This window comes from Micromonospora phaseoli, assembly GCF_900109115.1.
Taxonomy (GTDB): domain Bacteria; phylum Actinomycetota; class Actinomycetes; order Mycobacteriales; family Micromonosporaceae; genus Micromonospora; species Micromonospora phaseoli.
In genome coordinates this window covers 489,916-513,671 of sequence record NZ_FNYV01000003.1, presented here as the reverse complement: position 1 = coordinate 513,671, position 23,756 = coordinate 489,916, and the positions used below count along the sequence as shown (strand labels likewise).

Below are 23,756 nucleotides of genomic sequence, written 5' to 3'. Positions count from 1 at the left end.
GTAGTGACGTGGGAGGCCCCCGGCGGTTGCCGGGGGCCTCCTCGTGTCCAGGCACCGTCAGCCGCGCCGCGGGCTCGTCCAGCCGAATGGCAGGGCTGTACCGGGGTACGGCGCGCAGAGCTCTCCACGGAGGCATCATGTGGTCATGACGATCGCACCCGGATCGGCGCCCGCCGCGTCGGCGCCGCGTCACCCGCTCGACCCGGATCCGGTCCGGGCGACCAAGGCCCGGGCGGTCTTCGCCCTGGGGCTGATGGCGGCGATGACGGGGCTGCTGCTCGGCGGTGCGGTGCCGGCGATGGTGGCCCTGCAACTGGCCCGGCAGGCCCGCCGGGAGGCGTACGCCTCGGGGGGTTTCCTGACCGGCGCGACCTGGCTGCGTCGTGGCGAGCGGCTGGCCCTCACGGGCCTGGCGCTGGTCGCGGTCAGCCTGGTGGCGCTGCTGGTGATCGGTGTGGTCCGGCTCGCCGAGGCGCCCTACGGGCAGGACTTCGCGCCCAACGTCGACTGACCGGCCGGGCCGCTCGCTCTCGCGCCCGACGCCGCGGGGCTGACCCGCGACGGTAGCCTGACCGTTGTCCGTCGCGCGGCGGTGGACGCTGGCAGATGAGGAGAGTCTCGTGACGGAACCGGCGCGCCCCGAGGGCGGCGAGTACGCCGAGCCCACCGCCGGGCGCCCGGACGCCGTCGGGACGGAACCGGTTGGGTGGGCCCGGCCCGGATCCGAGCCGGCGGTCGAATCGCCACCCGCCTCGCCGCCGTGGGCTCCGCCGTCGGGATCGCCGATCTTCGGACCGCCTTCTGGCCCGCCGGCCTTCGGCCCAGGCCCCGGTTCGCCGCACCGGGCCGCGTCGCCCGCTCCGCCGGCCTTCGGCCCACCGGCTTTCGGCGCGCCGCCGGCGCCGGGGTGGCATTCGGCTGGTCCTGGCTGGCCACCACCGCCCGCTCCGCCGCCGCCCGCGCCGTCGCACGAGCGCCGCCGACCGCCGAGGCGGGTCGAGCCGGTGCCCGGCACTCCGTTCGCGGTGGTACATCTCGATGTGGCCCCGGTCACGTCGGGTCTCTCGGTCGGCTCGCTGGTGGCCGGGATCACCTCGATCCTGGTGTCGGTGCTGGTGATCTGCTTCGGTGCGGTCGGGGGAGGGGCGAACGGCGCCTGGGCCGCGGGTGCCTTCGCCGCGCTGGGCAGCCTGACCGGGACGGGTGCTGCCGTGGCCGGGCTGCTCGGTCTGCGGCAGATCCGGCGGCCGGCGCCACCGCCGGCAGTCCGGTTCACCGGTCGAGGTCTGGCCATCGCCGGCATCAGCTGCGGTGCGGCGGGCCTGCTGCTCTGTCTGCTCGGTCTCGGTCTGGCACTGGTGCTGGCGCTGACCTGAACCAGACCGGAGCCGATCTGCAGGCCGATACCCTGCCTGCTCGGGGGCGCTCGGGCCGGTTTCCGGAGCAGCCGGTACACTTGTATCCGTAGGTGCCCATCACGGGCGGGCGGTGCGACGGGTCCAACTGGCGAGCGGTGCGAAGTCCGGTGGGTCTCCCGTTTTGACCTGCACGACTGTGGTAGGTACTCTTTCCCCTTGTGCCCGGGCCTGCCCGGGCAACTCGTGCGTGCGCTGGATGCGGCGATCCGATATCCAGCTGGTGCCACGAACTGAGCAGAAGATCCGGCCTACGGCGATCCGTGTGCCGGTGACAAACCCCGGACCAGCGTGCAAGCGCCGGACCGGGGCCGTGAGTCGGGCGACACGCCCGACCGCGGGTGCCGGGACCTCCGCGAGGTGGCCCTGGCCGGAATGTAGGAGAGCCGGTCATGAGATCGGCTACGGCAGACGGCGCGGCCGCGACAGCGGCCGAAGGGAGCGGAAAAACCCGGTGCCCACCATTCAGCAGCTGGTCCGAAAGGGCCGCCAGGCGAAGACCACCAAGACCAAGACTCCGGCGCTCAAGGGATCCCCGCAGCGGCGTGGCGTGTGTACCCGCGTGTACACCACGACCCCGAAGAAGCCGAACTCGGCGCTGCGCAAGGTCGCACGTGTCAAGCTCAGCAGCCAGATCGAGGTCACGGCCTACATCCCGGGCGTCGGCCACAACCTGCAGGAGCACTCGATCGTGCTCGTCCGCGGCGGCCGGGTGAAGGACCTCCCCGGCGTGCGGTACAAGATCGTCCGCGGCTCGCTGGACACCCAGGGTGTCCGCAACCGCAAGCAGGCGCGCAGCCGGTACGGCGCGAAGAAGGAGAAGAGCTGAGATGCCGCGTAAGGGACCCGCTCCGCGGAAGCCGCTGGTCGCTGACCCGGTGTACAACTCGCCGTTGGTCACCCAGTTGGTGAACAAGATCCTGATGCGCGGCAAGCGTCAGCTCGCCGAGCGTATCGTGTACGCGGCCCTGGAGGGCTGCCGGGAGAAGTCGGGCACCGACCCGGTCGTCACCCTCAAGCGCGCGATGGACAACGTCAAGCCGACGCTCGAGGTGCGCAGCCGCCGTGTCGGTGGCGCCACCTACCAGGTGCCGGTCGAGGTTCGTCCGGCCCGCGCGACCACGCTCGGTCTGCGCTGGCTGGTGACGTACTCCAAGGCCCGCCGCGAGAAGACCATGGTGGAGCGGCTGATGAACGAGCTGCTCGACGCGAGCAACGGCCTCGGTGCCGCCGTGAAGCGGCGCGAGGACACGCACAAGATGGCCGAGTCCAACAAGGCCTTCGCGCACTACCGCTGGTAACACCCTGGTTCCGGTGTCCACGGGCACCGGAACCGCCACCAGTTGTGTCGAGACGACGATAAGTAGGGATTGAAGTGGCCGCCGCAGACGCGCTCGCCAACGTACGCAATATCGGCATCATGGCGCACATCGATGCCGGTAAGACCACTACCACCGAGCGAATCCTGTTCTACACCGGCATCACGTACAAGATCGGTGAAGTCCACGAGGGCGCTGCCGTCATGGACTGGATGGAGCAGGAGCAGGAGCGCGGTATCACCATCACTTCCGCCGCCACGAAGTGCGAGTGGAAGGGCCACACGATCCAGATCATCGACACGCCCGGCCACGTCGACTTCACGGTCGAGGTGGAGCGGTCGCTGCGGGTGCTGGACGGTGCGGTCGCGGTGTACGACGGCGTGGCCGGTGTCGAGCCGCAGACGGAGAACGTCTGGCGGCAGGCGGACAAGTACGACGTGCCCCGGATGTGCTTCGTCAACAAGCTCGACCGGACCGGTGCCGACTTCTTCCGCTGCGTACAGATGATGATCGACCGGCTGAACGCCACTCCGCTGGTGCTCCAGATCCCGATCGGGCTTGAGGGCGACCACATCGGCGTCGTCGACCTGATCGGCATGCGCGCCCTCACCTGGCGCGGGGAGACCCAGAAGGGTGACGACTACGCGATCGAGGAGATCCCGGCCGACCTGGTGGACTCCGCGGCCGAGTGGCGCGAGAAGCTGATGGAGACCCTGGCCGACGTCGACGACTCGGTCATGGAGAAGTACCTGGAGGGCGAGGAGATCTCCGCCGAGGAGATCAAGGCCGCCATCCGGCGGGCGACCATCGCCAGCAAGGCCAACCCGGTGCTCTGCGGCTCGGCGTTCAAGAACAAGGGCGTGCAGCCCATGCTTGACGCCGTCATCGACTTCCTGCCGTCGCCGCTGGACATCCCGGCGATCGAGGGTACGGCGACGGACGGCGAGACGCCGTTGCAGCGGCAGCCGTCCACCTCGGAGCCGTTCTCCGGCCTGGCCTTCAAGATCCAGACCGACAAGCACCTCGGCAAGCTCACCTACGTCCGGGTCTACTCCGGCGTGGTCGAGACCGGCACCCAGGTGGTCAACTCCACCAAGGACCGCAAGGAGCGGGTCGGCAAGATCTACCAGATGCACGCCAACAAGCGGGAGGAGCGCGGCTCCGCCAAGGCTGGCGACATCATCGCGGTGCAGGGTCTCAAGCAGACGACCACCGGCGACACGCTCTGCGACCCGGCGAACCCGGTGATCCTGGAGTCGATGACCTTCCCGGAGCCGGTCATCGAGGTGGCCATCGAGCCGAAGACCAAGGCCGACCAGGAGAAGCTCAGCACCGCCATCCAGCGGCTGGCCGAGGAGGACCCGACCTTCCGCGTCAAGCTGGACGACCAGACCGGTCAGACGGTCATCTCCGGCATGGGTGAGCTGCACCTGGACATCCTGGTGGACCGGATGCGCCGTGAGTTCAACGTCGAGGCGAACATCGGTAAGCCGCAGGTGGCGTACCGCGAGACCATCCGCCGCAAGGTGGAGAAGATCGAGTACACGCACAAGAAGCAGACCGGTGGGTCCGGCCAGTACGCCCGGGTGATCATCAGCCTGGAGCCGCTGCCCCTGGGCAACGACTCGCCGACCTACGAGTTCGCGAACGCCGTCACCGGTGGCCGCATCCCCCGGGAGTTCATCCCGTCGGTGGACGCGGGCGCCCAGGACGCCATGCAGTACGGCATTCTCGCCGGCTTCCCGCTGGTGGGTGTCAAGCTGACGCTGTTGGACGGCCAGTACCACGAGGTCGACTCGTCCGAGATGGCGTTCAAGATCGCCGGTTCGATGGTGATGAAGGAGGCGGCCCGCAAGGCCGACCCCGCGTTGCTCGAGCCGATGATGGCTGTTGAGGTCACCACTCCTGAGGAGAACATGGGTGACGTCATCGGCGACCTCAACTCCCGGCGCGGCATCATCCAGGCGATGGAGGAGCGCAGCGGCGCTCGCGTCGTCCGGGCTCTGGTGCCGCTGTCGGAGATGTTCGGCTACGTCGGCGACCTGCGGTCGAAGACCCAGGGCCGGGCTAGCTACAGCATGCAGTTCGACTCCTACGCCGAGGTTCCGCAGAGCGTCGCGAAGGAGATCATCGCCAAGGCGACGGGTGAGTGACGCTCACCTGAGTTGATCCGAGGTGGTCGCGGGAGGAAATTCCCCGACCGCGACCACCTCGGTCGGATTGTGTAAATTCCGGGCCTGTAGGCTTCATCGCCGCAGAACCCACCAAAGCTCTCCGGCCGTCAGGCCGGAAAGGCTGTCGACAGAGTCCTAAGCGCCGACCTGGCGCGCCGGGGCGAACGAACCAAGAAGTCCACAGGAGGACACCAGTGGCGAAGGCGAAGTTCGAGCGGACTAAGCCGCACGTCAACATCGGCACCATTGGTCACATCGACCACGGTAAGACGACGCTGACGGCGGCCATCACCAAGGTCCTGCACGACCAGTTCCCGGACCTCAACCCGTACACGCCGTTCGACCAGATCGACAAGGCGCCGGAGGAGAAGGCCCGGGGCATCACGATCTCGATCGCGCACGTCGAGTACCAGACCGAGGCGCGGCACTACGCGCACGTCGACTGCCCCGGTCACGCTGACTACATCAAGAACATGATCACCGGTGCCGCCCAGATGGACGGCGCGATCCTGGTGGTCGCGGCGACCGACGGCCCGATGCCGCAGACCCGCGAGCACGTGCTGCTGGCCCGCCAGGTCGGCGTGCCGTACATCGTCGTGGCGCTCAACAAGAGCGACATGGTCGACGACGAGGAGCTGCTGGAGCTCGTCGAGCTCGAGGTCCGCGAGCTGCTCTCGTCGCAGGAGTACCCGGGCGACGACCTGCCGGTCGTGCGGGTCTCCGCGCTGCGGGCCCTGGAGGGCGACCCGGAGTGGACCGGGCGCCTGATGGAGCTGATGAACGCGGTCGACACCGCGATCCCGCAGCCGGAGCGCGAGACCGAGAAGCCGTTCCTGATGCCGATCGAGGACGTCTTCACGATCACCGGTCGTGGCACCGTCGTCACCGGTCGCGCGGAGCGCGGCATCCTCAAGCCGAACGAGGAGGTGGAGATCGTCGGTATCCGCGAGAAGTCGCAGAAGACGGTCTGCACCGGCATCGAGATGTTCCGCAAGCTGCTCGACGAGGCCCGCGCGGGTGAGAACGTCGGTCTGCTGCTGCGTGGCATCAAGCGCGAGGACGTCGAGCGCGGCATGGTGGTCGTCAAGCCGGGCACCACGACCCCGCACACCGAGTTCGAGGCGACCGTCTACATCCTCTCCAAGGAGGAGGGTGGCCGGCACACGCCGTTCTTCCAGAACTACCGTCCGCAGTTCTACTTCCGGACCACGGACGTCACCGGTGTCGTCACCCTCCCCGAGGGCACCGAGATGGTCATGCCGGGCGACAACACCACGATGACCGTGAAGCTGATCCAGCCCATCGCGATGGAGGAAAACCTCAAGTTCGCGATCCGGGAGGGTGGCCGTACGGTTGGCGCTGGTCGCGTCACCAAGATCATTGCGTGAGCTGGGTAACCCCGATTAGACCCGCCGCCGGTCGTGCGGCATACTAGTCAGGTTGCGTAACGACAGTTCGCTGCCCGTGTTCGGCTTGCGCTGAACCGCCGGGCGGACAGAACAGTCGGGCGTAGGGTGGTTGGCGGCCCGTCCGTCAACCACCCTCGCGCGGCGTTCAGATCGCGTCACCGCGATCGGCGCCCGGACCCACCAAGGTCATGATCGCTCCGGAGTCCCGGGGCGGAGCCTGGCCACAGGGCGCGACACGCCCGACCGCGGGGGTGGGCGAAGAGGGCCTGTGCCAGCCGGTACAGGCACCCGCAACACAGCGGCATCGAGAGAAGGAACAGAAGCCACCATGGCGGGACAGAAGATCCGCATCCGGCTCAAGGCCTATGACCACGAGGTCGTCGACTCCTCGGCTCGGAAGATCGTCGAGACGGTGACGCGCACCGGGGCGCAGGTCGCGGGCCCGGTGCCGCTGCCCACGGAGATCAACCGTTTCTGCGTCATCCGCTCGCCGCACAAGTACAAGGACTCGCGCGAGCACTTCGAGATGCGTACGCACAAGCGGCTGATCGACATCATCGACCCGACTCCGAAGACGGTCGACTCGCTCATGCGCCTCGACCTGCCGGCTGGCGTCGACATCGAGATCAAGCTGTAGGGACCGGACACATGGACAGGCAAGTTAAGGGGATCCTGGGCGCGAAGCTCGGCATGACCCAGGTCTGGGACAACAACCGCGTTGTTCCGGTGACCGTGGTTCAGGCCGGCCCGTGCGTCATCACCCAGGTTCGTGACGCCGGCAAGGACGGTTACTCCGCGGTCCAGCTGGCGTACGGGACGATCGACCCGCGTAAGGCCAAGAATCCGCTGCGTGGGCACTATGCCAAGGCGGACGTGGCGCCGCGCCGGCACATCGTCGAGCTGCGCACCATCGACGCCTCGGACTACTCGCTCGGCCAGGAGATCACGGTCGAGGAGTTCCCGGTCGGCGTCTCGATCGACGTCACCGGCAAGACCAAGGGCAAGGGCTACGCCGGCCCGATGAAGCGGCACGGCTTCCACGGTCTGCGCGCCAGCCACGGTGTCGAGCGCAAGCACCGCTCGCCGGGCTCCATCGGGGCCTGCGCCACCCCGGGTCGCGTCTTCAAGGGCACCCGGATGGCCGGCCGGATGGGCGGCGTGCGCTACACCGTGCAGAACCTGACCGTCCAGGCGGTCGACACCGAGAACAACCTCCTGCTCGTCCGTGGTGCCATTCCCGGCCCCAAGGGCGCGCTGGTCCTGGTCCGCACCGCGGCCAAGACCAAGGCGAAGAAGGGCGGTGTGGCCAAGTGACCACCGTTGACGTCCTGAACTCCGAAGGCACCAAGACCGGCTCGGTCGAGCTGCCCGCCGACATCTTCGACGCGCAGGCCAACATCGCGCTGATGCACCAGGTCGTCGTGGCGCAGCTCGCGGCTGCTCGGCAGGGCACCCACAAGACCAAGACGCGGGGCGAGGTCGCCGGCGGCGGCAAGAAGCCGTACAAGCAGAAGGGCACCGGTCGTGCCCGGCAGGGCTCGATCCGCGCGCCGCAGTTCGCCGGCGGTGGCGTGGTGCACGGCCCGGTGCCGCGCGACTACAGCCAGCGCACCCCGAAGAAGATGAAGGCCGCCGCGCTGCGTGGCGCCCTGTCGGACCGGGCCCGCGCCGGCCAGGTGCACGTCGTCGAGGCGTTCGTCTCGGGCGACAAGCCGTCGACCAAGACCGCGATCGCCACGCTCGCCAAGCTGTCCACCGCCAGGCGGGTCCTGGTCGTGCTGAGCAGCACCGACGAGCTGAACTGGGTGTCGCTGCGCAACGAGCCGCGGGTGCACCTGATCGAGTCCGGCCAGCTGAACACGTACGACGTGCTGGTGGCCGACGACGTGGTCTTCACGAAGGAGGCCCTGGACGAGTTCCTGGGGCTGCCGACGGCAGTCGGCCGGGCGGCTGAGCCCGCCGAGACCACCGAGGAGGGTGGCAAGTGAGCACGATCGCCGATCCACGCGACATCATCGTCGCGCCGGTCGTCTCGGAGAAGAGCTACAGCGAGCTGAACCGCAACTGGTACACCTTCCTGGTGCACCCGGACGCGAACAAGACCGCGATCAAGATCGCTATCGAGCAGATCTTCAACGTCCGCGTCCTGACGGTCAACACGCTCAACCGTGAGGGCAAGCGCAAGCGGACCCGTACCGGGTTCGGTAAGCGCAAGGACACCAAGCGGGCGATGGTCAAGCTGGCTGAGGGCGACCGCATCGACGCCTTCGGCGGCCCGGTCAGCTGAGGGGTGTAGACAATGGCTATTCGTAAGTACAAGCCGACGACGCCGGGCCGGCGTGGCTCCAGCGTCGCCGACTTCGCCGAGATCACCCGGTCGACGCCCGAGAAGTCGCTGCTGGTTCCGCTGCCGAAGAAGGGCGGCCGGAACGTACACGGCCGGATCACCGCTCGGCACCAGGGTGGTGGCCACAAGCGCCAGTACCGGCTGATCGACTTCAAGCGGGTCGACAAGGACGGTGTGCCGGCCAAGGTCGCGCACATCGAGTACGACCCGAACCGCACCGCGCGGATCGCGCTGCTGCACTACGCCGACGGCGAGAAGCGCTACATCGTCGCGCCGAAGGACCTGAAGCAGGGCGACACCGTCGAGTCGGGTCCGAGCGCCGACATCAAGCCGGGCAACAACCTGCCGCTGCGCAACATCCCGGTCGGTACCACGATCCACAACGTGGAGCTGCGTCCGGGTGGCGGTGCCAAGCTGGCCCGCTCGGCCGGCGTCGGCATTCAGCTGCTCGGCCGTGAGGGCGCGTACGCGACCCTGCGGATGCCCTCGGGTGAGATCCGGCGGGTCGACGTGCGCTGCCGTGCCAGCATCGGCGAGATCGGCAACGCCGACCAGTCAAACATCAACTGGGGCAAGGCCGGCCGGATGCGGTGGAAGGGCAAGCGCCCGACCGTCCGTGGTGTCGCCATGAACCCGGTCGACCACCCGCACGGTGGTGGTGAGGGCAAGACCTCCGGTGGTCGCCACCCGGTGAACCCGCAGGGTAAGCCCGAGGGCCGCACCCGTCGTAAGGGCCAGCCGAGTGACCGGCTGATCGTCCGCCGTCGCTACGCCACGCGTAAGCGCGGCTGAGGGAGATAAGACATGCCTCGCAGCCTGAAGAAGGGCCCGTTCATCGACGACCACCTGCTCAAGAAGGTGGAGACGCAGAACGAGAAGGGCTCCAAGAACGTCATCAAGACCTGGTCTCGGCGTTCGACGATCATCCCGGACATGCTCGGGCACACGATCGCCGTACACGACGGACGCAAGCACGTCCCGGTGTTCGTGACCGAGGCGATGGTCGGGCACAAGCTCGGCGAGTTCGCGCTGACCCGCACGTTCAAGGGTCACGAGAAGGACGACCGGAAGAGCCGCCGGCGCTGACGCCGCGGGCATACGGATAGAGGATCAAGGGGTTACAGCGATGCCAGGAAAGGGCGACGCTCCGGTGCTTCCGGGCGCGCGGGCGATTGCGCGACACGTGCGCATCTCGCCGATGAAGGCGCGCCGGGTGGTCAACCTCGTCCGCGGCCTGCCCGCGAAGGAGGCTCTCACGGTGCTGCAGTTCGCGCCGCAGGCTGCGAGCGAGCAGGTGTACAAGGTGCTCGCGAGCGCGATCGCCAACGCGGAGAACAACGAGCGGCTGGACCCCGACGCGCTGCTTGTCAGCGAGGCGTTCGTGGACGAGGGGCCGACCATGAAGCGGTTCCAGCCTCGGGCACAGGGCCGGGCGTACCGGATCCGCAAGCGCACCTGCCACATCACTGTGGCGGTCGAGGCGGTCGCGCCGGCCGCGCCGAAGAAGTCGGCGAAGAAGGCGGCCCCGGCGGAGCAGACCGCGCCGGCCGAGACGCAGAGCAACACGGAGGGCGCCGAGTAATGGGTCAGAAGGTTCACCCGCACGGGTTCCGGCTCGGCATCTCGACCGACTGGAAGTCCCGCTGGTTCGCGGACAAGCTCTACAAGGACTACGTCGGCGAGGATGTCAAGATCCGCCGAATGATGTCCAAGGGCCTGGAGCGCGCCGGCATTTCCAAGGTCGACATCGAGCGCACCCGCGACCGGGTCCGCGTCGACATCCACACCGCCCGGCCCGGCATCGTCATCGGCCGTAAGGGCGCGGAGGCCGACCGCATCCGCGGCGAGCTGGAGAAGCTCACCGGCAAGCAGGTGCAGCTGAACATCATCGAGGTGAAGAACCCCGAGTCGGACGCGCAGCTGGTTGCCCAGGGCGTGGCCGAGCAGCTCTCCAGCCGGGTCAGCTTCCGTCGGGCGATGCGCAAGGCGATGCAGTCGGCGATGAAGAACCCGATGTGCAAGGGCATCCGGGTGCAGGTCTCCGGCCGCCTCGGTGGCGCCGAGATGAGCCGCACGGAGTTCTACCGCGAGGGTCGGGTTCCGCTGCACACGCTGCGGGCCAACATCGAGTACGGCTTCTTCGAGGCCCGTACCACCTTCGGCCGGATCGGCGTGAAGGTCTGGATCTACAAGGGCGACGCGGTGCCGGGTCGGGAGACTCCGGCTGAGGCGCCGTCGCGCCCGCGCCGGGAGCGTGGCGACCGCCCCGACCGGCCGCGCCGTGGTCGTTCCGGTTCGTCCGGTACGACCTCCGGTGGTACCGAGGCTGGCCGGGCTGCCGCGACGACCGTCGCGCAGCAGGCCGAGACGCCGAGTGGCGAGCCGGTGGACGCAGGTGCTGTCGCCTCGGCCGTATCCGCTCCGGTCACCACTCAGCCGGCAGAAACGCAGCAGGAGGGCTGACAGATGCTGATGCCGCGCAAGCCCCCGAAGGGCTTCCGCAAGCCGCACCACCCGGACCGCAGTGGCGCGTCCAAGGGCGGCAACCGGGTGGTGTTCGGCGAGTTCGGGATCCAGGCTCTTGAGCCGGCGTACGTGACGAACCGGCAGATCGAGTCGGCGCGTATCGCGATGACCCGTCACATCAAGCGTGGCGGCAAGGTCTGGATCACCATCTTCCCGGACCAGGCCCTCACCAAGAAGCCGGCCGAAACCCGGATGGGTTCCGGTAAGGGCTCGCCCGAGTGGTGGGTCGCGAACGTCAAGCCGGGGCGGGTGCTCTTCGAGATGTCCTTCCCCAACGAGCAGATTGCGCGAGAGGCGATGCGTCGCGCGATCCACAAGCTCCCGATGAAGTGCCGCATTGTGACGCGCGAAGTGGGTGAATCCTGATGGCAGCGGGCGTTAAGCCCTCCGAGCTGCGTGAACTCTCCGAGGAGGAGCTCGTCACGAAGCTGCGCGAGGCCAAGGCGGAGCTGTTCAATCTCCGCGTGCAGGCCGCGACCGGGCAGCTGGACAACAACCGGCGGCTGCAGGTCATCCGTCGGGAGATCGCCCGGATCTACACGATCATGCGCGAGCGTGAGCTGGGGCTCTCGGCCGCGCCGACTGAGGTGACTGCATCATGACCGACGAGAACACCGCCGCCCCGGTACGGGCGCGCCGCAAGGTCCGTGAGGGCCTGGTGGTGAGCGACAAGATGGACAAGACCGTCGTGGTCGAGGTCGAGGACCGGGTCAAGCACGCGCTGTACGGCAAGATCATGCGCCGGACTCGCAAGCTGAAGGTGCACGACGAGCAGAACGCCGCCGGCATCGGTGACCGGGTCCTGATCATGGAGACTCGGCCGCTGTCCGCCACCAAGCGTTGGCGGATCGTGGAGATTCAGGAAAAGGCCAAGTAGCGAAGGCTCGATCTCGCCCGGTGTCACGCCGGGCGTAGGTTCCGCCAGGCTCCGGCCGCCACGGCGGCCGGAGAACCGGCAGACATAGGAGATAGACGTGATTCAGCAGGAGTCGCGACTGCGCGTCGCCGACAACACGGGTGCCCGGGAGATCCTGTGCATCCGGGTTCTCGGTGGCTCGGGTCGGCGCTACGCGAGCATCGGCGACGTCATTGTGGCCACCGTCAAGGACGCGATCCCGGGTGCTGGTGTCAAGAAGGGCGACGTCGTCAAGGCGGTCATCGTCCGCACCGCCAAGGAGCGGCGGCGGCCGGACGGCTCGTACATCCGCTTCGACGAGAACGCCGCCGTGATCATCAAGGACGGTGGGGACCCGCGCGGTACCCGCATCTTCGGCCCGGTCGGCCGTGAGCTGCGGGACAAGCGGTTCATGAAGATCATCTCTCTCGCGCCGGAGGTGTTGTGACCGTGAAGGTCAAGAAGGGTGACACGGTCGTCGTCATCGCCGGCAAGGACAAGGGTGCCAAGGGCAAGGTCATTGCGGCCTACCCGCGGCAGGACAAGATCCTCGTCGAGGGCGTGAACCGGGTCAAGAAGCACACTCGCATCAGCACCACTCAGCGTGGCGCCAAGACCGGTGGCATCGTCACCCAGGAAGCCGCGATCCACGTCTCGAACGTGATGGTCGTGGACTCCGACGGTAAGCCGACTCGTGTCGGTTACCGGATCGACGAGAACGGCCAGAAGGTCCGCATCGCGCGTAGCACCGGTAAGGACCTGTGATGACCACGGCTACCGAAACGAAGACGATGCCGCGCCTCAAGGAGCGGTACCGCAACGAGATCGTTGCCCAGCTGCGTGAGCAGCACGAATACGGCAACCCGATGCAGGTGCCGCGCCTGGTCAAGATCGTCGTGAACATGGGTGTCGGCGAGGCTGCTCGGGACGCCAAGCTCATCGACGGCGCGGTCCGCGATCTGGCCACCATCACCGGCCAGAAGCCGCAGATCCGGCGGGCGACGAAGTCCATCGCGCAGTTCAAGCTCCGCGAGGGCATGCCGATCGGCGCGAAGGTGACCCTGCGCGGCGACCGGATGTGGGAGTTCCTGGACCGGCTGTTGTCCATCGCGCTGCCGCGTATCCGTGACTTCCGCGGCCTCGACGGGCGCAAGCTCGACGGGCACGGCAACTACACGTTCGGTCTGACCGAGCAGTCGGTGTTCCACGAGATCGACCAGGACAAGATCGATCGCCAGCGGGGCATGGACATCACGGTGGTCACGACCGCCACGACCGACGACGAGGGCCGGGCGCTGCTGAAGCTCCTGGGCTTCCCGTTCAAGGAGAACTGAGATGGCCAAGAAGGCGCTGATCCTGAAGGCGGCCGCGAAGCCGAAGTTCTCGGTTCGCGCGTACACCCGCTGCCAGCGGTGCGGGCGTCCCAAGGCGGTCTACCGCAAGTTCGGGCTCTGCCGGGTGTGCATCCGGGAGATGGCCCACCGCGGTGAGCTGCCTGGCGTGTCCAAGGCTTCCTGGTAATAGCCCGGCGCGCTTCGCGCGTCAGCTGGACTGTCTCTTCGCCGTAGGCCTGTAGGTGCAAGCCGCGGGAACCCCGGCGAGAAAGGTTGACGAGTTTCATGACGATGACCGACCCGATCGCAGACATGCTCACGCGTCTGCGTAACGCCAACCAGGCGTACCACGACCAGGTGACGATGCCCTACTCGAAGATCAAGGCGAACATCGCCGAGGTCCTCAAGTCCGAGGGTTACATCGCCACCTGGGCAGTCGAGGAGCCCGAAGAGGGTGCCGTCGGCAAGCGACTGGTCGTCGAGCTGAAGTACGGCCAGAACCGGGAGCGGAGCCTGGCCGGCATCAAGCGCGTCTCCAAGCCCGGTCTGCGGGTGTACGCCAAGTCGGACGGGCTCCCCCGGGTGCTCGGTGGGCTGGGCGTGGCGATCATTTCGACGTCCCAGGGGCTGCTTACCGACCGGCAGGCCCGCAAGCGGAGCGTTGGCGGGGAAGTCCTCGCCTTCGTCTGGTAACGGGAGACTGGTAGAAATGTCGCGTATTGGACGTAAGTCGATCCCGGTTCCGTCGGGTGTCGACGTGACGATCGACGGCCGGACCGTCAGGGTCAAGGGCCCCAAGGGCGAGCTGTCGCACACCCTGGCCGAGCCGATCACCATCGAGCGGGCCGAGGACGGGCAGTTGAGCATCAACCGCCCGAACGACGAGCGCAAGGCCAAGGAACTGCACGGCCTGAGCCGTACCCTGGTCGCCAACATGATCGTCGGGGTAACCGAGGGTTACCGTAAGAGCCTGGAGATCGCCGGTACCGGTTACCGGGTCACCGCCAAGGGCAAGGACCTGGAGTTCGCGCTCGGGTTCTCGCACCCGGTAGTGGTGCAGGCGCCGGACGGCATCACCTTCACGGTGGAGCGGCCGACGTTGTTCCACGTGGCCGGCATCGACAAGCAGCAGGTCGGTGAGATCGCCGCCAACATCCGGAAGATCCGCCCGCCGGAGCCCTACAAGGGCAAGGGCGTGAAGTACCAGGGCGAGATCATCCGTCGCAAGGCTGGAAAGGCAGGTAAGAAGTGAGCGCCACGCTGCTCAAGCGCCGCCGCGGCGTCGCCGCCAAGCGTGCCGTCGGGCGTGCGCGTCGGCACTTCCGGGTCCGCAAGAACGTCAGCGGCACCGCCGAGCGTCCTCGCCTGGTGGTCACCCGTTCGCTGCGGCACATCGTCGCCCAGATCGTGGACGACACCAAGGGGCACACCCTGGTGTCGGCGTCGACCCTGGACGCCTCGCTGCGCGGTACGGAGGGCGACAAGCGCGCCCTGGCCGGCAAGGTCGGCGGCCTGCTCGCCGAGCGGGCCAAGGCGGCCGGCATCTCCAAGGTCGTCTTCGACCGCGGTGGCAACCGGTACGCGGGGCGGGTCGCCTCGCTTGCCGACGCCGCCCGCGAAGCCGGGCTCGAGTTCTGACAATCCCCGTCACGAGAGAGAAGGAAGGCTGCTGATGCCAGGTCAACAGCGCCGTGGCGGCGGGTCCGGTGGCAACGAGGGTGGTCGCCGCGACAACCGCCGTGAGGGCGGTCGCGGAAACGCGCCCGCCGAGAAGACCCCGCACCTCGAGCGGGTCGTCGCGATCAACCGCGTCGCCAAGGTCGTGAAGGGTGGTCGTCGCTTCAGCTTCACCGCCCTGGTGATCGTGGGCGACGGCGACGGCACCGTGGGCGTGGGCTATGGAAAGGCCAAGGAGGTGCCCGCGGCGATCGCCAAGGGTGTCGAGGAGGCCAAGAAGCACTTCTTCAAGGTGCCGCGGATCGGATCCTCGATCCCGCACCCGGTCACGGGCGAGGAAGCCGCCGGTGTGGTGCTGCTCAAGCCGGCCTCCGCCGGTACGGGCGTCATCGCCGGTGGTCCGGTCCGTGCCGTGCTGGAGTGCGCGGGCATTCACGACGTGCTCTCCAAGAGCCTCGGCTCGTCGAACCCGATCAACATCGTGCACGCCACGGTGGCCGCGCTGAAGGGGCTGGAGTCCCCGGAGGCCGTGGCCGCGCGGCGGGGTCTGCCGGTGGAGGACGTCGCGCCGGCGGCCATGCTGGCGTCGCGGGCGGGGGTGGCTTCCTGATGGCACGCCTCAAGGTCACCCAGCTCCGGTCGGAGATCGGGACCAAGCACAACCAGCGTGAGTCGCTGCGTTCGCTCGGTCTCAAGCGGATCAACGACGTGGTGGTCAAGGAGGACCGGCCCGAGATTCGTGGCATGATCTTCAAGGTGAGCCACCTCGTGAAGGTCGAGGAGGTCGAGTAATGACGATCAAGGTCCACCACCTGCGCCCGGCGCCGGGGGCCAAGACCGCGAAGACCCGGGTGGGTCGCGGTGAGGGCTCCAAGGGCAAGACCGCCGGTCGGGGTACCAAGGGTTCCAAGGCCCGGAAGAACATCTCGGCGGCGTTCGAGGGTGGGCAGATGCCCATCCACATGCGCCTGCCGAAGCTGAAGGGCTTCAAGAACAAGTTCAAGGTGGTCTTCCAGGTTGTCAACCTGGACCGCCTGGCCGAGCTGTTCCCCAACGGTGGCCAGGTCGGCCCGGCCGAGCTGGTCGAAGCCGGCGCGGTCCGCAAGGGTCAGCCGGTGAAGGTCCTCGGTACCGGGGACCTCGGCGGTGTGGCGCTCCAGGTGTCGGCGCAGGCGTTCAGTGCGTCCGCCAAGGAGAAGATCACGGCAGCCGGTGGCTCGGTCACCGAGCTGTGAGGCTGGCTGTAAGGCTGTAGAAACCGTGGTGCCCGCCAGTTGATCCCAGCTGGCGGGCGCCGCGGTCTACGCCGGGCGGGTGCGCCCGGTAATATCGGATTCGGTTTATGTAGCCGGGCACATCTGCCCGTACCGGGATCGGGCTGTTAGAGTCCCTTCCCAGCCATGGATATCGGGCACTTGCCCGGCGCCCACCCCGATCCGCCAGGGACCACCGGCGGCCCGCCTCGCGCAGGAGGAAGAAGTTGCTGTCCGCCTTTCTCAGTGCGTTCCGTACGCCTGACCTGCGCAAGAAAATTCTCTTCACGGTCGGCATCGTCGCGATCTACCGGCTTGGCGCCACGGTGCCCAGCCCAGGTGTGTCGTACGGCAACGTGCAGAAGTGCCTCGAAGCCATCGAGGGTTCGACCGGGGTGCTCAACCTCCTCGACCTCTTCTCCGGCGGTGCGCTGCTGCAGCTGTCGATCTTCGCGCTGGGCATCATGCCCTACATCACCGCGTCGATCATCCTGCAGCTGCTGACGGTGGTCATCCCCCGGCTGGAGCAGCTCCGCAAGGAGGGCCAGGCCGGTCAGGCGAAGATCACCCAGTACACCCGCTACCTGACTCTGGGCCTGGGTGTCCTGCAGGCGTCGGCGTTCGTGGCGCTGGCCCGCTCCGGGCAGCTGTTCAACAACCAGTGCAACGAGGAGATCATCCCGACCGGCACCGGCATCCCGGACTGGCTGACGCTGTCCATCCTGGTGATGACGATGACCGCCGGTACCGGCATGGTCATGTGGCTCGGCGAGCTGATCACCGACCGCGGTGTCGGCAACGGCATGTCCGTCCTGATCTTCACCTCGATCGCGGCCCGCCTGCCCAGCGAGGGCTGGCGGATCAAGGAGAGCCAGGGCTGGGCCAAGTTCTTCCTCGTCATCGCCCTGGTGCTGGTGGTCATCACCGCGGTCACCTTCATCGAGCAGGCGCAGCGCCGCATCCCGGTGCAGTACGCGAAGCGCATGATCGGTCGACGGATGTACGGCGGTACCTCCACCTACATCCCGCTGAAGGTCAACCAGGCGGGTGTGATCCCGGTCATCTTCGGTTCGTCGCTGCTCTACCTGCCGCAGCTGGCGCTGCAGTTCTTCGACCAGACCGACCCGGGTAAGACCCAGGCGTGGATCCAGAACAACCTGGTCGACCCGACCAGCCCGATCTACATCGTGGTCTACTTCCTGCTGATCATCTTCTTCACGTACTTCTACGTCTCGATCACGTTCAACCCGACCGAGGTCGCGGACAACATGAAGAAGTACGGCGGCTTCGTGCCGGGCATCCGCCCGGGTAAGCCGACCGCCGACTACCTGGACTTCATCCTCAGCCGCATCACCCTGCCGGGCGCGCTCTACCTCGCGACCATCTCGATCCTGCCGAACTTCTTCTTCATCTGGCTGGACCGGCAGCAGTACCTCAACTTCCCGTTCGGCGGCACCGCTGTTCTGATCATGGTTGGCGTGGCACTCGAGACCAGCAAGCAGATCGAGAGCCAACTCATGCAGCGGAACTACGAAGGGTTCCTGCGGTAGATGAGACTGGTTCTGGTTGGCCCGCCGGGTGCGGGCAAAGGCACACAGGCAGAGTTCATCGCCGCGCACCTGTCCGTGCCGAAGATCTCGACCGGTGACATCTTCCGGGCCAACGTGTCGCAGGGCACCCCGCTCGGCGTCGAGGCCAAGCGCTACATGGACGCCGGGAAGCTCGTACCCGACGAGGTGACCATCAACATGGTGCGGGACCGGCTCGCTGAGCCGGACGCCGCCGAGGGGTTCCTGCTCGACGGATTTCCGCGTACCACCCCGCAGGCCGCAGCGCTGGACAAGCTCCTCGCCGACCTCGGGACCGCGCTGGACATCGTGCTCGAACTGGTGGTCGACGACGACGAGGTGATCCGCCGGCTCTCCGGCCGGCGGACCTGCCGGGGCTGCGGCAAGATCTGGCACGTCGAGTTCGACCCGACCAGTCGGGACGGCATCTGCGACCGCTGCGGCGCCGAGCTGTTCCAGCGCGACGACGACAAGCCGGAGACCATCGCCGCCCGGCTGCGCGAGTACGCCGAGAAGACCGCTCCTCTGGTGGACTACTACGGCGCGCAGGGCAAGCTGGTCGGCATCGACGCCACCGGCCCGGTGGAGGACGTCACGGTGCGCGCGATCGACGCCCTCCGGTCGTACGGGGGCTGAGGTCGGCCCAGCCGCCAGCCGGATAGAGTGCGAACAGCGGGGTACGTCCGGCGTGCCCCGCTGTTTCGGCAACGAAAGGTAGCGCCTCCATGCGTCGTCACCAGCTGGACATCCAGCTGAAGACTCCCGAGCAGATCGAGAAGATGCGTGCCGCCGGTCTGGTGGTCGCGCAGGCGCTACGGCGGATGCGGGAGGCGGTTGCTCCCGGGATCAGCACGGCCGACCTGGACGCGATCGCCGAGGCGACGATCCGCGAGGCGGGCGCGGTGCCGTCGTTCAAGGGCTACCACGGCTTTCCGGCTTCGATCTGCTCCTCGGTCAACGAACAGATCGTGCATGCCATCCCGTCTCCGGAGCAGGTTCTGGCCGAGGGCGACGTGATCTCCATCGACTGCGGTGCGGTGCTAGACGGTTGGCACGGCGACGCGGCGATCACGGTGGGCGTGGGGGAGGTCGACCCGGCGTTGCTGCGGATGGCCGAGGTCGCCGAGGACGCCATGTGGGCGGGCATCGCCGCCGCGGCGCGTGGGTCGGCCAGCGGCAAGGGCCGCCTGACCGACATCTCCCACGCCGTGGAGACCTCGGTACGCAAGGCCGGTCGCTACGGCATCGTCGACGGCTACGGCGGCCACGGCATCGGCACCGAGATGCACCAGGACCCGCACGTGCTCAACCACGGGCGGCCGGGCAAGGGTCCACGGCTGGTGCCGGGCCTGGCGTTGGCCATCGAGCCGATGATCACCATGGGTTCGCCGCGTACCGCGGAGCTCTCGGACGGCTGGACGGTCGTCACCCGGGACGGGTCGCGGGCCGTGCACGTCGAGCACACCATGGCCCTGCTGCCCGACGGGGTATGGGTGTTGACCGCTAACGACGGTGGGCGGGCCCGCCTGGGCGACCTGGTCACCGCGCGACAGCCGAGCACCTCAGCCGCCTCCTAGGCCGGGTGGCCCGGCTACCCGGACTGGCGGCACGGTGGCATGCTTGCCGCCATGGACGGGCGGGACGGCATGCGGGCAGCGGACTCCGACCGGCAGGCCGTGGCCGAGCGGCTCAGGGTCGCCCTCGACGAGGGCCGGCTCGACCTCCACGAGTACGACGAGCGGTTGCAGCGGGCCTACGCCGCCCGCACCTACGCCGAGCTGGATGACCTGGTGGCCGACCTGCCGGCACCGGCCGGGGCGGTGGCGGTGCCGGGGCAGGCCGGCGCGCCGGCCCCGGCGTCGTCCGACGGCGGACGCCAGGTGACCGTGCGCTGGCTGGCCGAGGTCTGGGAGCCGTGGCTCAAGACCGTGGGGATCGTCGTGGCGATCTGGGCGGTGACCTCACTGGCGGTTGGTGACGCGCAGTACTTCTGGCCGGGATGGGTGGCCGGGCCGTGGGGCGCGGTGCTGCTGGTGCGTTCGGTCACCGGGCTGGCCACGGGCGAGCCCCACCGGTGGGCGGCGGACCGCGAGCGCCGCCGGCAGCAGCGGGCGCAGAAGCGGGCACTCAAGCGGGAGCGCAAGGCGCTCGCCGGGCAGCAGCCCGGTGCGGTCGAGGCGGGTGGCGGCGCGGTCGACGCGGCAGGGGGAACGGCGGGGGGAGAGGTCGCCGGGCCCGGCGCCGGTGACCAGGAGCGGCATCCGGAGCGCGGGTAACCTGCCTGAAAGTGACGTTTGTCCGACCCGCTCCTGCTCAATCGCCGGTCGGTTTGGCGGCGGCGTGCAGGCGGGCGTACACTTTCTGATCGGCGCACAGCGTCCACTCCGCCATGCCCACCAGCGCTTCGGTGGGACGCGGAGCCGCGGCTGGCGCGGGAAAGCTGATCTTGGTCAAGCACCCGTGTAAGACGTTGTGGGCCGTCCGGAGTAACCGACGTCAGGACAGCGGAGGACATGCCGAAAAAAGACGGAGCCATCGAGATCGAAGGTCGGGTCATCGAGCCCCTGCCGAACGCCATGTTCCGCGTGGAGCTCGCCAACGGCCACAAGGTGCTGGCTCACATCAGTGGCAAGATGCGGCAGCACTACATCCGCATCCTGCCGGAGGATCGGGTCGTCGTCGAACTCTCGCCGTACGACCTGACCCGCGGGCGCATCGTCTACCGCTACAAGTAAGCCTGACGGCGGCCGGGAACGTCCCGTGTCCGTCTTCGACGTCCGGTGTCGCGCCTCGTGGCGCCGGGCCAGATGGGAAGTAAGGCAACCGTGAAGGTCAAGCCGAGCGTCAAGAGGATCTGCAACAAGTGCCGGGTGATCCGCCGGCACGGCCGGGTCATGGTCATCTGCACCGACCCGCGCCACAAGCAGCGCCAGGGCTGAACCCAGCCCACACATCACATGCTCGTCCCAGCCGCGGGCGGTGCGCAGTGCGTACTTTCTCGTGGTTGACCCCCGGTCGGAGGCCGGGGCCCGCTCGGGCAGCGACCGATCCCGGTCGCCGGCGTCTAGTCACGCCGGAAGGACGGGAGAAGTCGGTAGCGGGATGGGACGGGGCCACACCTCCGGCAGAACACCACAAGGAGTACGCCCGCACATGGCACGTCTAGTCGGCGTGGATCTCCCCCGCGAGAAGCGGCTGGAGATTGCGCTCACCTACATCTTCGGCGTGGGTCGCACCCGCGCCCTGGAGACGCTCGCTGCCACCGGCATCTCGGCGGACAAGCGCGCCCGGGACCTCACGGACGAGGAGCTTGTCCAGCTCCGGGACCACATCGAGGCCAACTACAAGGTTGAAGGCGACCTGCGCCGCGAGGTCGCCGCTGACATCCGCCGCAAGGTCGAGATCGGCTGCTACGCGGGCATCCGGCACCGCCGTGGTCTGCCCGTCCGTGGACAGCGGACCCGTACCAACGCCCGGACCCGCAAGGGCCCGAAGCGGACGGTCGCCGGCAAGAAGAAGCCCGGCAAGAAGTAGTTCTTAAACCGGAATTCTGGTCGTTCTCCGCCGAGGTGGGCCGGGCTCCAACCGGAACCGGTGTGCACGGAATCAACGGGGCGAAGAGCCAGAACCGATCGAGAACCAAATTCAGGAGCGCACAGACTTATGCCACCGAAGGCTCGTGCCGGAGCCGCAGTAAAGAAGGTCCGGCGCAAGGAACGCAAGAACGTCGCCCACGGGCAGGCGCACATCAAGAGCACCTTCAACAACACCATCGTGTCCATCACGGACCCGACCGGTGCCGTCATCTCCTGGGCCTCCGCCGGCCAGGTCGGCTTCAAGGGGTCCCGTAAGTCGACCCCCTTCGCCGCGCAGCTGGCCGCCGAGGCCGCTGCGCGTCGGGCCATGGAGCACGGCATGCGCAAGGTCGACGTGTTCGTCAAGGGTCCCGGCTCCGGCCGGGAGACCGCGATCCGTTCGCTGCAGGCAGTGGGGCTGGAAGTTGGGCAGATCGCCGACGTCACCCCGCAGCCGCACAACGGGTGCCGTCCGCCGAAGCGTCGTCGGGTCTGAGAGGTTAGAGAGAGATGGCTCGTTACACCGGTGCTGACTGCCGCCGTTGCCGGCGGGAGAAGATGAAGCTGTTCCTCAAGGGCAGCAAGTGCGATGGTCCGAAGTGCCCGTTCGAGTCCCGGCCGTTCCCGCCCGGGCAGCACGGCCGCGGCCGCACCAAGGAGACGGAGTACCTGCTCCAGCTCCGTGAGAAGCAGAAGGCCCGCCGCGTGTACGGCGTGCTGGAGAAGCAGTTCCGCGGTTACTACGAGGAGGCCGTGGCCAAGCAGGCCAAGACCGGTGAGGTCCTCCTGCAGATCCTCGAGTCGCGGCTGGACAACGTGGTCTACCGGGCTGGCTACGCCCACTCGCGGGACATGGCCCGCCAGTTGGTCAAGCACGGTCACTTCATTGTGAACGGCAAGAAGGTCGACATCCCGTCGTACCGCGTCAAGGAGCACGACATCATCGAGGTCCGGGGCAAGAGCAAGGAGCTCACCCCGTTCATCGTCGCGCAGGCTCAGGCCGGCGCGAAGACGGTTCCGGCGTGGCTTGAGGCCATCCCCAGCCAGATGAAGGTGCTCGTGCACTCGCTCCCGGCCCGCCAGGTGATTGACACCCAGGTCCAGGAGCAGCTGATCGTCGAGCTCTACTCCAAGTAGGGCTCGTTGCGGTGGCCCGTCCGGCGACGGGCGGGCCACCGGAACACGTTGTGTCGTGGGCGTCATATGGCGGGCGCCCCGGAAGAGAAGAGAAGACATGCTCATCAGTCAGCGACCGTCTCTTTCCGAAGAGTCGATCAACGAGACCCGGTCCCGGTTCACCATCGAGCCGCTGGAGCCCGGCTTCGGCTACACCCTGGGCAACTCGCTGCGGCGTACGCTGCTGTCGTCGATCCCGGGTGCGGCGGTCACCTCGATCAAGATCGATGGTGTGCTGCACGAGTTCACCACGATCCCCGGGGTCAAGGAGGACGTGGTCGAGCTCGTCATGAACATCAAGGAGCTGTGCGTCAGCTCCGAGCACGACGAGCCGGTCAGCATGTACCTGCGCAAGCAGGGCCCGGGCGACGTGACCGCCGGTGACATCCAGCCCCCGGCCGGTGTCTCGGTGCACAACCCGGACCTGAAGCTCGCCACCCTCAACGGCAAGGGCCGGCTCGACATGGAGCTGACCGTCGAGCGGGGCCGGGGCTACGTCACGGCGGCGCAGAACAAGCAGGCGGGCGCGGAGATCGGCCGGATCCCGGTGGACTCGATCTACTCGCCGGTGCTGAAGGTGACGTACCGCGTCGAGGCGACCCGGGTCGAGCAGCGGACCGACTTCGACCGGCTCATCATCGATGTCGAGACCAAGCCGTCGATGGGCCCGCGTACCGCGCTGGCCTCGGCCGGCTCGACCCTGGTGGAGCTGTTCGGGCTGGCCCGGGAGCTGGACGAGACCGCGGAGGGCATCGACATCGGCCCGTCCCCGCAGGACGCACAGCTGGCGGCGGACCTGGCCCTGCCGATCGAGGAGCTGGATCTGACCGTCCGCTCCTACAACTGCCTCAAGCGCGAGGGCATCAACTCCGTTGGTGAGCTCATCGGGCGTACCGAGGCCGACCTCCTCGACATCCGCAACTTCGGTCAGAAGTCGATCGACGAGGTCAAGATGAAGCTCGCCGGGATGGGTCTGGGGCTGAAGGACTCGGCTCCGAACTTCGACCCGGCGCACGTCGTGGACACCTTCGGCGAGGCTGACTACGACACCGACGACTACCGCGAGACCGAGCAGCTCTAGTCCGCGC

At 68.0% G+C, this 23,756-nt stretch carries 38 protein-coding genes; 37 read left to right on the top strand and 1 reads right to left on the bottom strand.

Annotated elements, in window-relative coordinates:
- The first annotated feature begins 145 nt into the window (after nucleotides 1–145).
- The 31 genes from BMY89_RS10645 to BMY89_RS10495 all read left to right on the top strand — a co-directional run bounded on the left by BMY89_RS10645 (nucleotide 146) and on the right by BMY89_RS10495 (nucleotide 20,193).
- A complete protein-coding gene (locus tag BMY89_RS10645; protein WP_092379290.1) occupies nucleotides 146–511 on the top strand; it encodes a hypothetical protein in 366 nt (121 codons plus the stop codon).
- A 493-nt stretch (nucleotides 512–1,004) separates the two neighbouring features.
- Nucleotides 1,005–1,376, top strand: coding sequence for a hypothetical protein (locus BMY89_RS10640; RefSeq protein ID WP_092378676.1), 372 nt, complete (start codon nucleotides 1,005–1,007; stop codon nucleotides 1,374–1,376).
- Nucleotides 1,377–1,869: 493 nt separating this feature from the next.
- The gene (gene rpsL / locus BMY89_RS10635) at nucleotides 1,870–2,244 is read left to right on the top strand and encodes a 30S ribosomal protein S12 (protein ID WP_007465318.1); all 375 of its coding nucleotides are present in this window, start codon (nucleotides 1,870–1,872) and stop codon (nucleotides 2,242–2,244) included.
- 1 nt (nucleotide 2,245) lies between these two features.
- Nucleotides 2,246–2,716 carry a 30S ribosomal protein S7 gene (rpsG, locus tag BMY89_RS10630; RefSeq protein ID WP_088647009.1) on the top strand — a complete coding sequence of 157 codons (471 nt, stop codon included), beginning with the start codon at nucleotides 2,246–2,248 and terminating at the stop codon, nucleotides 2,714–2,716.
- Between the two features lie 74 nt (nucleotides 2,717–2,790).
- A complete protein-coding gene (fusA, locus tag BMY89_RS10625; RefSeq protein WP_092378673.1) occupies nucleotides 2,791–4,887 on the top strand; it encodes an elongation factor G in 2,097 nt (698 codons plus the stop codon).
- A gap of 215 nt (nucleotides 4,888–5,102) precedes the next feature.
- Complete coding sequence (gene tuf / locus BMY89_RS10620; RefSeq protein WP_092378670.1) at nucleotides 5,103–6,296, top strand: elongation factor Tu; 1,194 nt, start codon at nucleotides 5,103–5,105, stop codon at nucleotides 6,294–6,296.
- Nucleotides 6,297–6,645: 349 nt separating this feature from the next.
- Entirely contained in the window at nucleotides 6,646–6,954 is a 309-nt protein-coding gene (gene rpsJ, locus BMY89_RS10615; RefSeq protein ID WP_007073037.1) for a 30S ribosomal protein S10, read from the top strand.
- An 11-nt stretch (nucleotides 6,955–6,965) separates the two neighbouring features.
- Entirely contained in the window at nucleotides 6,966–7,631 is a 666-nt protein-coding gene (rplC, locus tag BMY89_RS10610; RefSeq protein WP_092378667.1) for a 50S ribosomal protein L3, read from the top strand.
- A complete protein-coding gene (rplD, locus tag BMY89_RS10605; RefSeq protein WP_092378664.1) occupies nucleotides 7,628–8,305 on the top strand; it encodes a 50S ribosomal protein L4 in 678 nt (225 codons plus the stop codon). Before rplC ends, rplD begins: the two co-directional genes overlap by 4 nt.
- Nucleotides 8,302–8,604, top strand: a complete 303-nt coding sequence (rplW, locus tag BMY89_RS10600; RefSeq protein WP_092378661.1) for a 50S ribosomal protein L23 — start codon at nucleotides 8,302–8,304, stop codon at nucleotides 8,602–8,604. Before rplD ends, rplW begins: the two co-directional genes overlap by 4 nt.
- Before the next feature lie 12 nt (nucleotides 8,605–8,616).
- Nucleotides 8,617–9,456 (top strand): 50S ribosomal protein L2, encoded by an 840-nt coding sequence (rplB, locus tag BMY89_RS10595; protein ID WP_092378659.1) that lies wholly within the window; start codon nucleotides 8,617–8,619, stop codon nucleotides 9,454–9,456.
- Nucleotides 9,457–9,468: 12 nt separating this feature from the next.
- Nucleotides 9,469–9,750 carry a 30S ribosomal protein S19 gene (gene rpsS / locus BMY89_RS10590; RefSeq protein WP_067359615.1) on the top strand — a complete coding sequence of 94 codons (282 nt, stop codon included), beginning with the start codon at nucleotides 9,469–9,471 and terminating at the stop codon, nucleotides 9,748–9,750.
- Between the two features lie 40 nt (nucleotides 9,751–9,790).
- The gene (gene rplV, locus BMY89_RS10585) at nucleotides 9,791–10,246 is read left to right on the top strand and encodes a 50S ribosomal protein L22 (RefSeq protein ID WP_092378656.1); all 456 of its coding nucleotides are present in this window, start codon (nucleotides 9,791–9,793) and stop codon (nucleotides 10,244–10,246) included.
- Nucleotides 10,246–11,127, top strand: coding sequence for a 30S ribosomal protein S3 (rpsC, locus tag BMY89_RS10580; RefSeq protein WP_092378653.1), 882 nt, complete (start codon nucleotides 10,246–10,248; stop codon nucleotides 11,125–11,127). Before rplV ends, rpsC begins: the two co-directional genes overlap by 1 nt.
- 3 nt (nucleotides 11,128–11,130) lie before the next feature.
- On the top strand, nucleotides 11,131–11,556 hold the full coding sequence (gene rplP / locus BMY89_RS10575) for a 50S ribosomal protein L16 (protein WP_007465292.1): 426 nt from the start codon (nucleotides 11,131–11,133) through the stop codon (nucleotides 11,554–11,556).
- Nucleotides 11,556–11,792, top strand: a complete 237-nt coding sequence (gene rpmC / locus BMY89_RS10570; protein WP_013288628.1) for a 50S ribosomal protein L29 — start codon at nucleotides 11,556–11,558, stop codon at nucleotides 11,790–11,792. The genes rplP and rpmC overlap by 1 nt, the downstream gene beginning before the upstream one ends.
- On the top strand, nucleotides 11,789–12,067 hold the full coding sequence (gene rpsQ / locus BMY89_RS10565) for a 30S ribosomal protein S17 (RefSeq protein WP_092378650.1): 279 nt from the start codon (nucleotides 11,789–11,791) through the stop codon (nucleotides 12,065–12,067). Before rpmC ends, rpsQ begins: the two co-directional genes overlap by 4 nt.
- 97 nt (nucleotides 12,068–12,164) lie before the next feature.
- A complete protein-coding gene (gene rplN, locus BMY89_RS10560; protein WP_023358185.1) occupies nucleotides 12,165–12,533 on the top strand; it encodes a 50S ribosomal protein L14 in 369 nt (122 codons plus the stop codon).
- A complete protein-coding gene (rplX, locus tag BMY89_RS10555) occupies nucleotides 12,530–12,850 on the top strand; it encodes a 50S ribosomal protein L24 (RefSeq protein ID WP_175510338.1) in 321 nt (106 codons plus the stop codon). Before rplN ends, rplX begins: the two co-directional genes overlap by 4 nt.
- The gene (rplE, locus tag BMY89_RS10550) at nucleotides 12,850–13,419 is read left to right on the top strand and encodes a 50S ribosomal protein L5 (protein ID WP_092378647.1); all 570 of its coding nucleotides are present in this window, start codon (nucleotides 12,850–12,852) and stop codon (nucleotides 13,417–13,419) included. The genes rplX and rplE overlap by 1 nt, the downstream gene beginning before the upstream one ends.
- A gap of 1 nt (nucleotide 13,420) precedes the next feature.
- Complete coding sequence (locus BMY89_RS10545) at nucleotides 13,421–13,606, top strand: type Z 30S ribosomal protein S14 (protein ID WP_007073023.1); 186 nt, start codon at nucleotides 13,421–13,423, stop codon at nucleotides 13,604–13,606.
- A 98-nt stretch (nucleotides 13,607–13,704) separates the two neighbouring features.
- Nucleotides 13,705–14,112 carry a 30S ribosomal protein S8 gene (gene rpsH / locus BMY89_RS10540; protein WP_092378645.1) on the top strand — a complete coding sequence of 136 codons (408 nt, stop codon included), beginning with the start codon at nucleotides 13,705–13,707 and terminating at the stop codon, nucleotides 14,110–14,112.
- A gap of 16 nt (nucleotides 14,113–14,128) precedes the next feature.
- The gene (rplF, locus tag BMY89_RS10535) at nucleotides 14,129–14,671 is read left to right on the top strand and encodes a 50S ribosomal protein L6 (protein ID WP_092378642.1); all 543 of its coding nucleotides are present in this window, start codon (nucleotides 14,129–14,131) and stop codon (nucleotides 14,669–14,671) included.
- Nucleotides 14,668–15,057: a 50S ribosomal protein L18 gene (gene rplR, locus BMY89_RS10530; protein WP_092378639.1), complete on the top strand. Its 390-nt coding sequence runs from the start codon at nucleotides 14,668–14,670 to the stop codon at nucleotides 15,055–15,057. Before rplF ends, rplR begins: the two co-directional genes overlap by 4 nt.
- Before the next feature lie 34 nt (nucleotides 15,058–15,091).
- Complete coding sequence (gene rpsE / locus BMY89_RS10525) at nucleotides 15,092–15,706, top strand: 30S ribosomal protein S5 (protein ID WP_092378637.1); 615 nt, start codon at nucleotides 15,092–15,094, stop codon at nucleotides 15,704–15,706.
- A complete protein-coding gene (gene rpmD / locus BMY89_RS10520) occupies nucleotides 15,706–15,888 on the top strand; it encodes a 50S ribosomal protein L30 (RefSeq protein ID WP_092378634.1) in 183 nt (60 codons plus the stop codon). Before rpsE ends, rpmD begins: the two co-directional genes overlap by 1 nt.
- Complete coding sequence (gene rplO, locus BMY89_RS10515; protein ID WP_092378631.1) at nucleotides 15,888–16,331, top strand: 50S ribosomal protein L15; 444 nt, start codon at nucleotides 15,888–15,890, stop codon at nucleotides 16,329–16,331. The genes rpmD and rplO overlap by 1 nt, the downstream gene beginning before the upstream one ends.
- 245 nt (nucleotides 16,332–16,576) lie before the next feature.
- On the top strand, nucleotides 16,577–17,899 hold the full coding sequence (gene secY, locus BMY89_RS10510; RefSeq protein WP_092378627.1) for a preprotein translocase subunit SecY: 1,323 nt from the start codon (nucleotides 16,577–16,579) through the stop codon (nucleotides 17,897–17,899).
- Nucleotides 17,900–18,553: an adenylate kinase gene (locus BMY89_RS10505; RefSeq protein ID WP_092378624.1), complete on the top strand. Its 654-nt coding sequence runs from the start codon at nucleotides 17,900–17,902 to the stop codon at nucleotides 18,551–18,553.
- Between the two features lie 89 nt (nucleotides 18,554–18,642).
- Nucleotides 18,643–19,494 carry a type I methionyl aminopeptidase gene (gene map, locus BMY89_RS10500; protein ID WP_092378621.1) on the top strand — a complete coding sequence of 284 codons (852 nt, stop codon included), beginning with the start codon at nucleotides 18,643–18,645 and terminating at the stop codon, nucleotides 19,492–19,494.
- Nucleotides 19,495–19,545: 51 nt separating this feature from the next.
- A complete protein-coding gene (locus BMY89_RS10495; protein WP_232521171.1) occupies nucleotides 19,546–20,193 on the top strand; it encodes a DUF1707 SHOCT-like domain-containing protein in 648 nt (215 codons plus the stop codon).
- A gap of 37 nt (nucleotides 20,194–20,230) precedes the next feature.
- Here BMY89_RS10495 and BMY89_RS30325 read toward each other — a convergent pair whose 3' ends face one another.
- Nucleotides 20,231–20,371, bottom strand: coding sequence for a hypothetical protein (locus BMY89_RS30325; protein WP_170147614.1), 141 nt, complete (start codon nucleotides 20,369–20,371; stop codon nucleotides 20,231–20,233).
- Between the two features lie 59 nt (nucleotides 20,372–20,430).
- Here BMY89_RS30325 and infA point away from each other — a divergent pair, with 59 nt between their 5' ends.
- From infA to BMY89_RS10465, 6 genes are all read left to right on the top strand, one after another.
- Nucleotides 20,431–20,652: a translation initiation factor IF-1 gene (gene infA / locus BMY89_RS10490; protein ID WP_007073013.1), complete on the top strand. Its 222-nt coding sequence runs from the start codon at nucleotides 20,431–20,433 to the stop codon at nucleotides 20,650–20,652.
- 90 nt (nucleotides 20,653–20,742) lie between these two features.
- Nucleotides 20,743–20,856 (top strand): 50S ribosomal protein L36, encoded by a 114-nt coding sequence (gene rpmJ / locus BMY89_RS10485; RefSeq protein ID WP_012184307.1) that lies wholly within the window; start codon nucleotides 20,743–20,745, stop codon nucleotides 20,854–20,856.
- A 214-nt stretch (nucleotides 20,857–21,070) separates the two neighbouring features.
- Complete coding sequence (gene rpsM / locus BMY89_RS10480; RefSeq protein WP_092378618.1) at nucleotides 21,071–21,451, top strand: 30S ribosomal protein S13; 381 nt, start codon at nucleotides 21,071–21,073, stop codon at nucleotides 21,449–21,451.
- Between the two features lie 129 nt (nucleotides 21,452–21,580).
- The gene (gene rpsK, locus BMY89_RS10475; RefSeq protein ID WP_030329919.1) at nucleotides 21,581–21,988 is read left to right on the top strand and encodes a 30S ribosomal protein S11; all 408 of its coding nucleotides are present in this window, start codon (nucleotides 21,581–21,583) and stop codon (nucleotides 21,986–21,988) included.
- Nucleotides 21,989–22,002: 14 nt separating this feature from the next.
- Entirely contained in the window at nucleotides 22,003–22,629 is a 627-nt protein-coding gene (rpsD, locus tag BMY89_RS10470; RefSeq protein WP_092378615.1) for a 30S ribosomal protein S4, read from the top strand.
- A 97-nt stretch (nucleotides 22,630–22,726) separates the two neighbouring features.
- The gene (locus BMY89_RS10465; RefSeq protein ID WP_074472529.1) at nucleotides 22,727–23,749 is read left to right on the top strand and encodes a DNA-directed RNA polymerase subunit alpha; all 1,023 of its coding nucleotides are present in this window, start codon (nucleotides 22,727–22,729) and stop codon (nucleotides 23,747–23,749) included.
- Nucleotides 23,750–23,756 lie beyond the last annotated feature (7 nt).

Coding starts and splice junctions, on each gene's coding strand:
- BMY89_RS10495 (WP_232521171.1), top strand. CDS start 19,546: ATGGACGGGCGGGACGGCATGCGGGCAGCGGACTCCGACCGGCAGGCC.
- rpmD (WP_092378634.1), top strand. CDS start 15,706: ATGGCACGCCTCAAGGTCACCCAGCTCCGGTCGGAGATCGGGACCAAG.
- rpsQ (WP_092378650.1), top strand. CDS start 11,789: ATGACCGACGAGAACACCGCCGCCCCGGTACGGGCGCGCCGCAAGGTC.
- infA (WP_007073013.1), top strand. CDS start 20,431: ATGCCGAAAAAAGACGGAGCCATCGAGATCGAAGGTCGGGTCATCGAG.
- rpsE (WP_092378637.1), top strand. CDS start 15,092: ATGCCAGGTCAACAGCGCCGTGGCGGCGGGTCCGGTGGCAACGAGGGT.
- rplF (WP_092378642.1), top strand. CDS start 14,129: ATGTCGCGTATTGGACGTAAGTCGATCCCGGTTCCGTCGGGTGTCGAC.
- rpsK (WP_030329919.1), top strand. CDS start 21,581: ATGCCACCGAAGGCTCGTGCCGGAGCCGCAGTAAAGAAGGTCCGGCGC.
- rplC (WP_092378667.1), top strand. CDS start 6,966: ATGGACAGGCAAGTTAAGGGGATCCTGGGCGCGAAGCTCGGCATGACC.
- map (WP_092378621.1), top strand. CDS start 18,643: ATGCGTCGTCACCAGCTGGACATCCAGCTGAAGACTCCCGAGCAGATC.
- rplP (WP_007465292.1), top strand. CDS start 11,131: ATGCTGATGCCGCGCAAGCCCCCGAAGGGCTTCCGCAAGCCGCACCAC.
- BMY89_RS10545 (WP_007073023.1), top strand. CDS start 13,421: ATGGCCAAGAAGGCGCTGATCCTGAAGGCGGCCGCGAAGCCGAAGTTC.
- rpsG (WP_088647009.1), top strand. CDS start 2,246: ATGCCGCGTAAGGGACCCGCTCCGCGGAAGCCGCTGGTCGCTGACCCG.
- rplB (WP_092378659.1), top strand. CDS start 8,617: ATGGCTATTCGTAAGTACAAGCCGACGACGCCGGGCCGGCGTGGCTCC.
- rpmC (WP_013288628.1), top strand. CDS start 11,556: ATGGCAGCGGGCGTTAAGCCCTCCGAGCTGCGTGAACTCTCCGAGGAG.
- rpsJ (WP_007073037.1), top strand. CDS start 6,646: ATGGCGGGACAGAAGATCCGCATCCGGCTCAAGGCCTATGACCACGAG.
- rpsH (WP_092378645.1), top strand. CDS start 13,705: ATGACGATGACCGACCCGATCGCAGACATGCTCACGCGTCTGCGTAAC.
- rpsM (WP_092378618.1), top strand. CDS start 21,071: ATGGCACGTCTAGTCGGCGTGGATCTCCCCCGCGAGAAGCGGCTGGAG.
- rplO (WP_092378631.1), top strand. CDS start 15,888: ATGACGATCAAGGTCCACCACCTGCGCCCGGCGCCGGGGGCCAAGACC.
- rplV (WP_092378656.1), top strand. CDS start 9,791: ATGCCAGGAAAGGGCGACGCTCCGGTGCTTCCGGGCGCGCGGGCGATT.
- BMY89_RS10505 (WP_092378624.1), top strand. CDS start 17,900: ATGAGACTGGTTCTGGTTGGCCCGCCGGGTGCGGGCAAAGGCACACAG.
- rpsC (WP_092378653.1), top strand. CDS start 10,246: ATGGGTCAGAAGGTTCACCCGCACGGGTTCCGGCTCGGCATCTCGACC.
- rpsD (WP_092378615.1), top strand. CDS start 22,003: ATGGCTCGTTACACCGGTGCTGACTGCCGCCGTTGCCGGCGGGAGAAG.
- rpsS (WP_067359615.1), top strand. CDS start 9,469: ATGCCTCGCAGCCTGAAGAAGGGCCCGTTCATCGACGACCACCTGCTC.
- BMY89_RS10645 (WP_092379290.1), top strand. CDS start 146: ATGACGATCGCACCCGGATCGGCGCCCGCCGCGTCGGCGCCGCGTCAC.
- rplE (WP_092378647.1), top strand. CDS start 12,850: ATGACCACGGCTACCGAAACGAAGACGATGCCGCGCCTCAAGGAGCGG.
- BMY89_RS10465 (WP_074472529.1), top strand. CDS start 22,727: ATGCTCATCAGTCAGCGACCGTCTCTTTCCGAAGAGTCGATCAACGAG.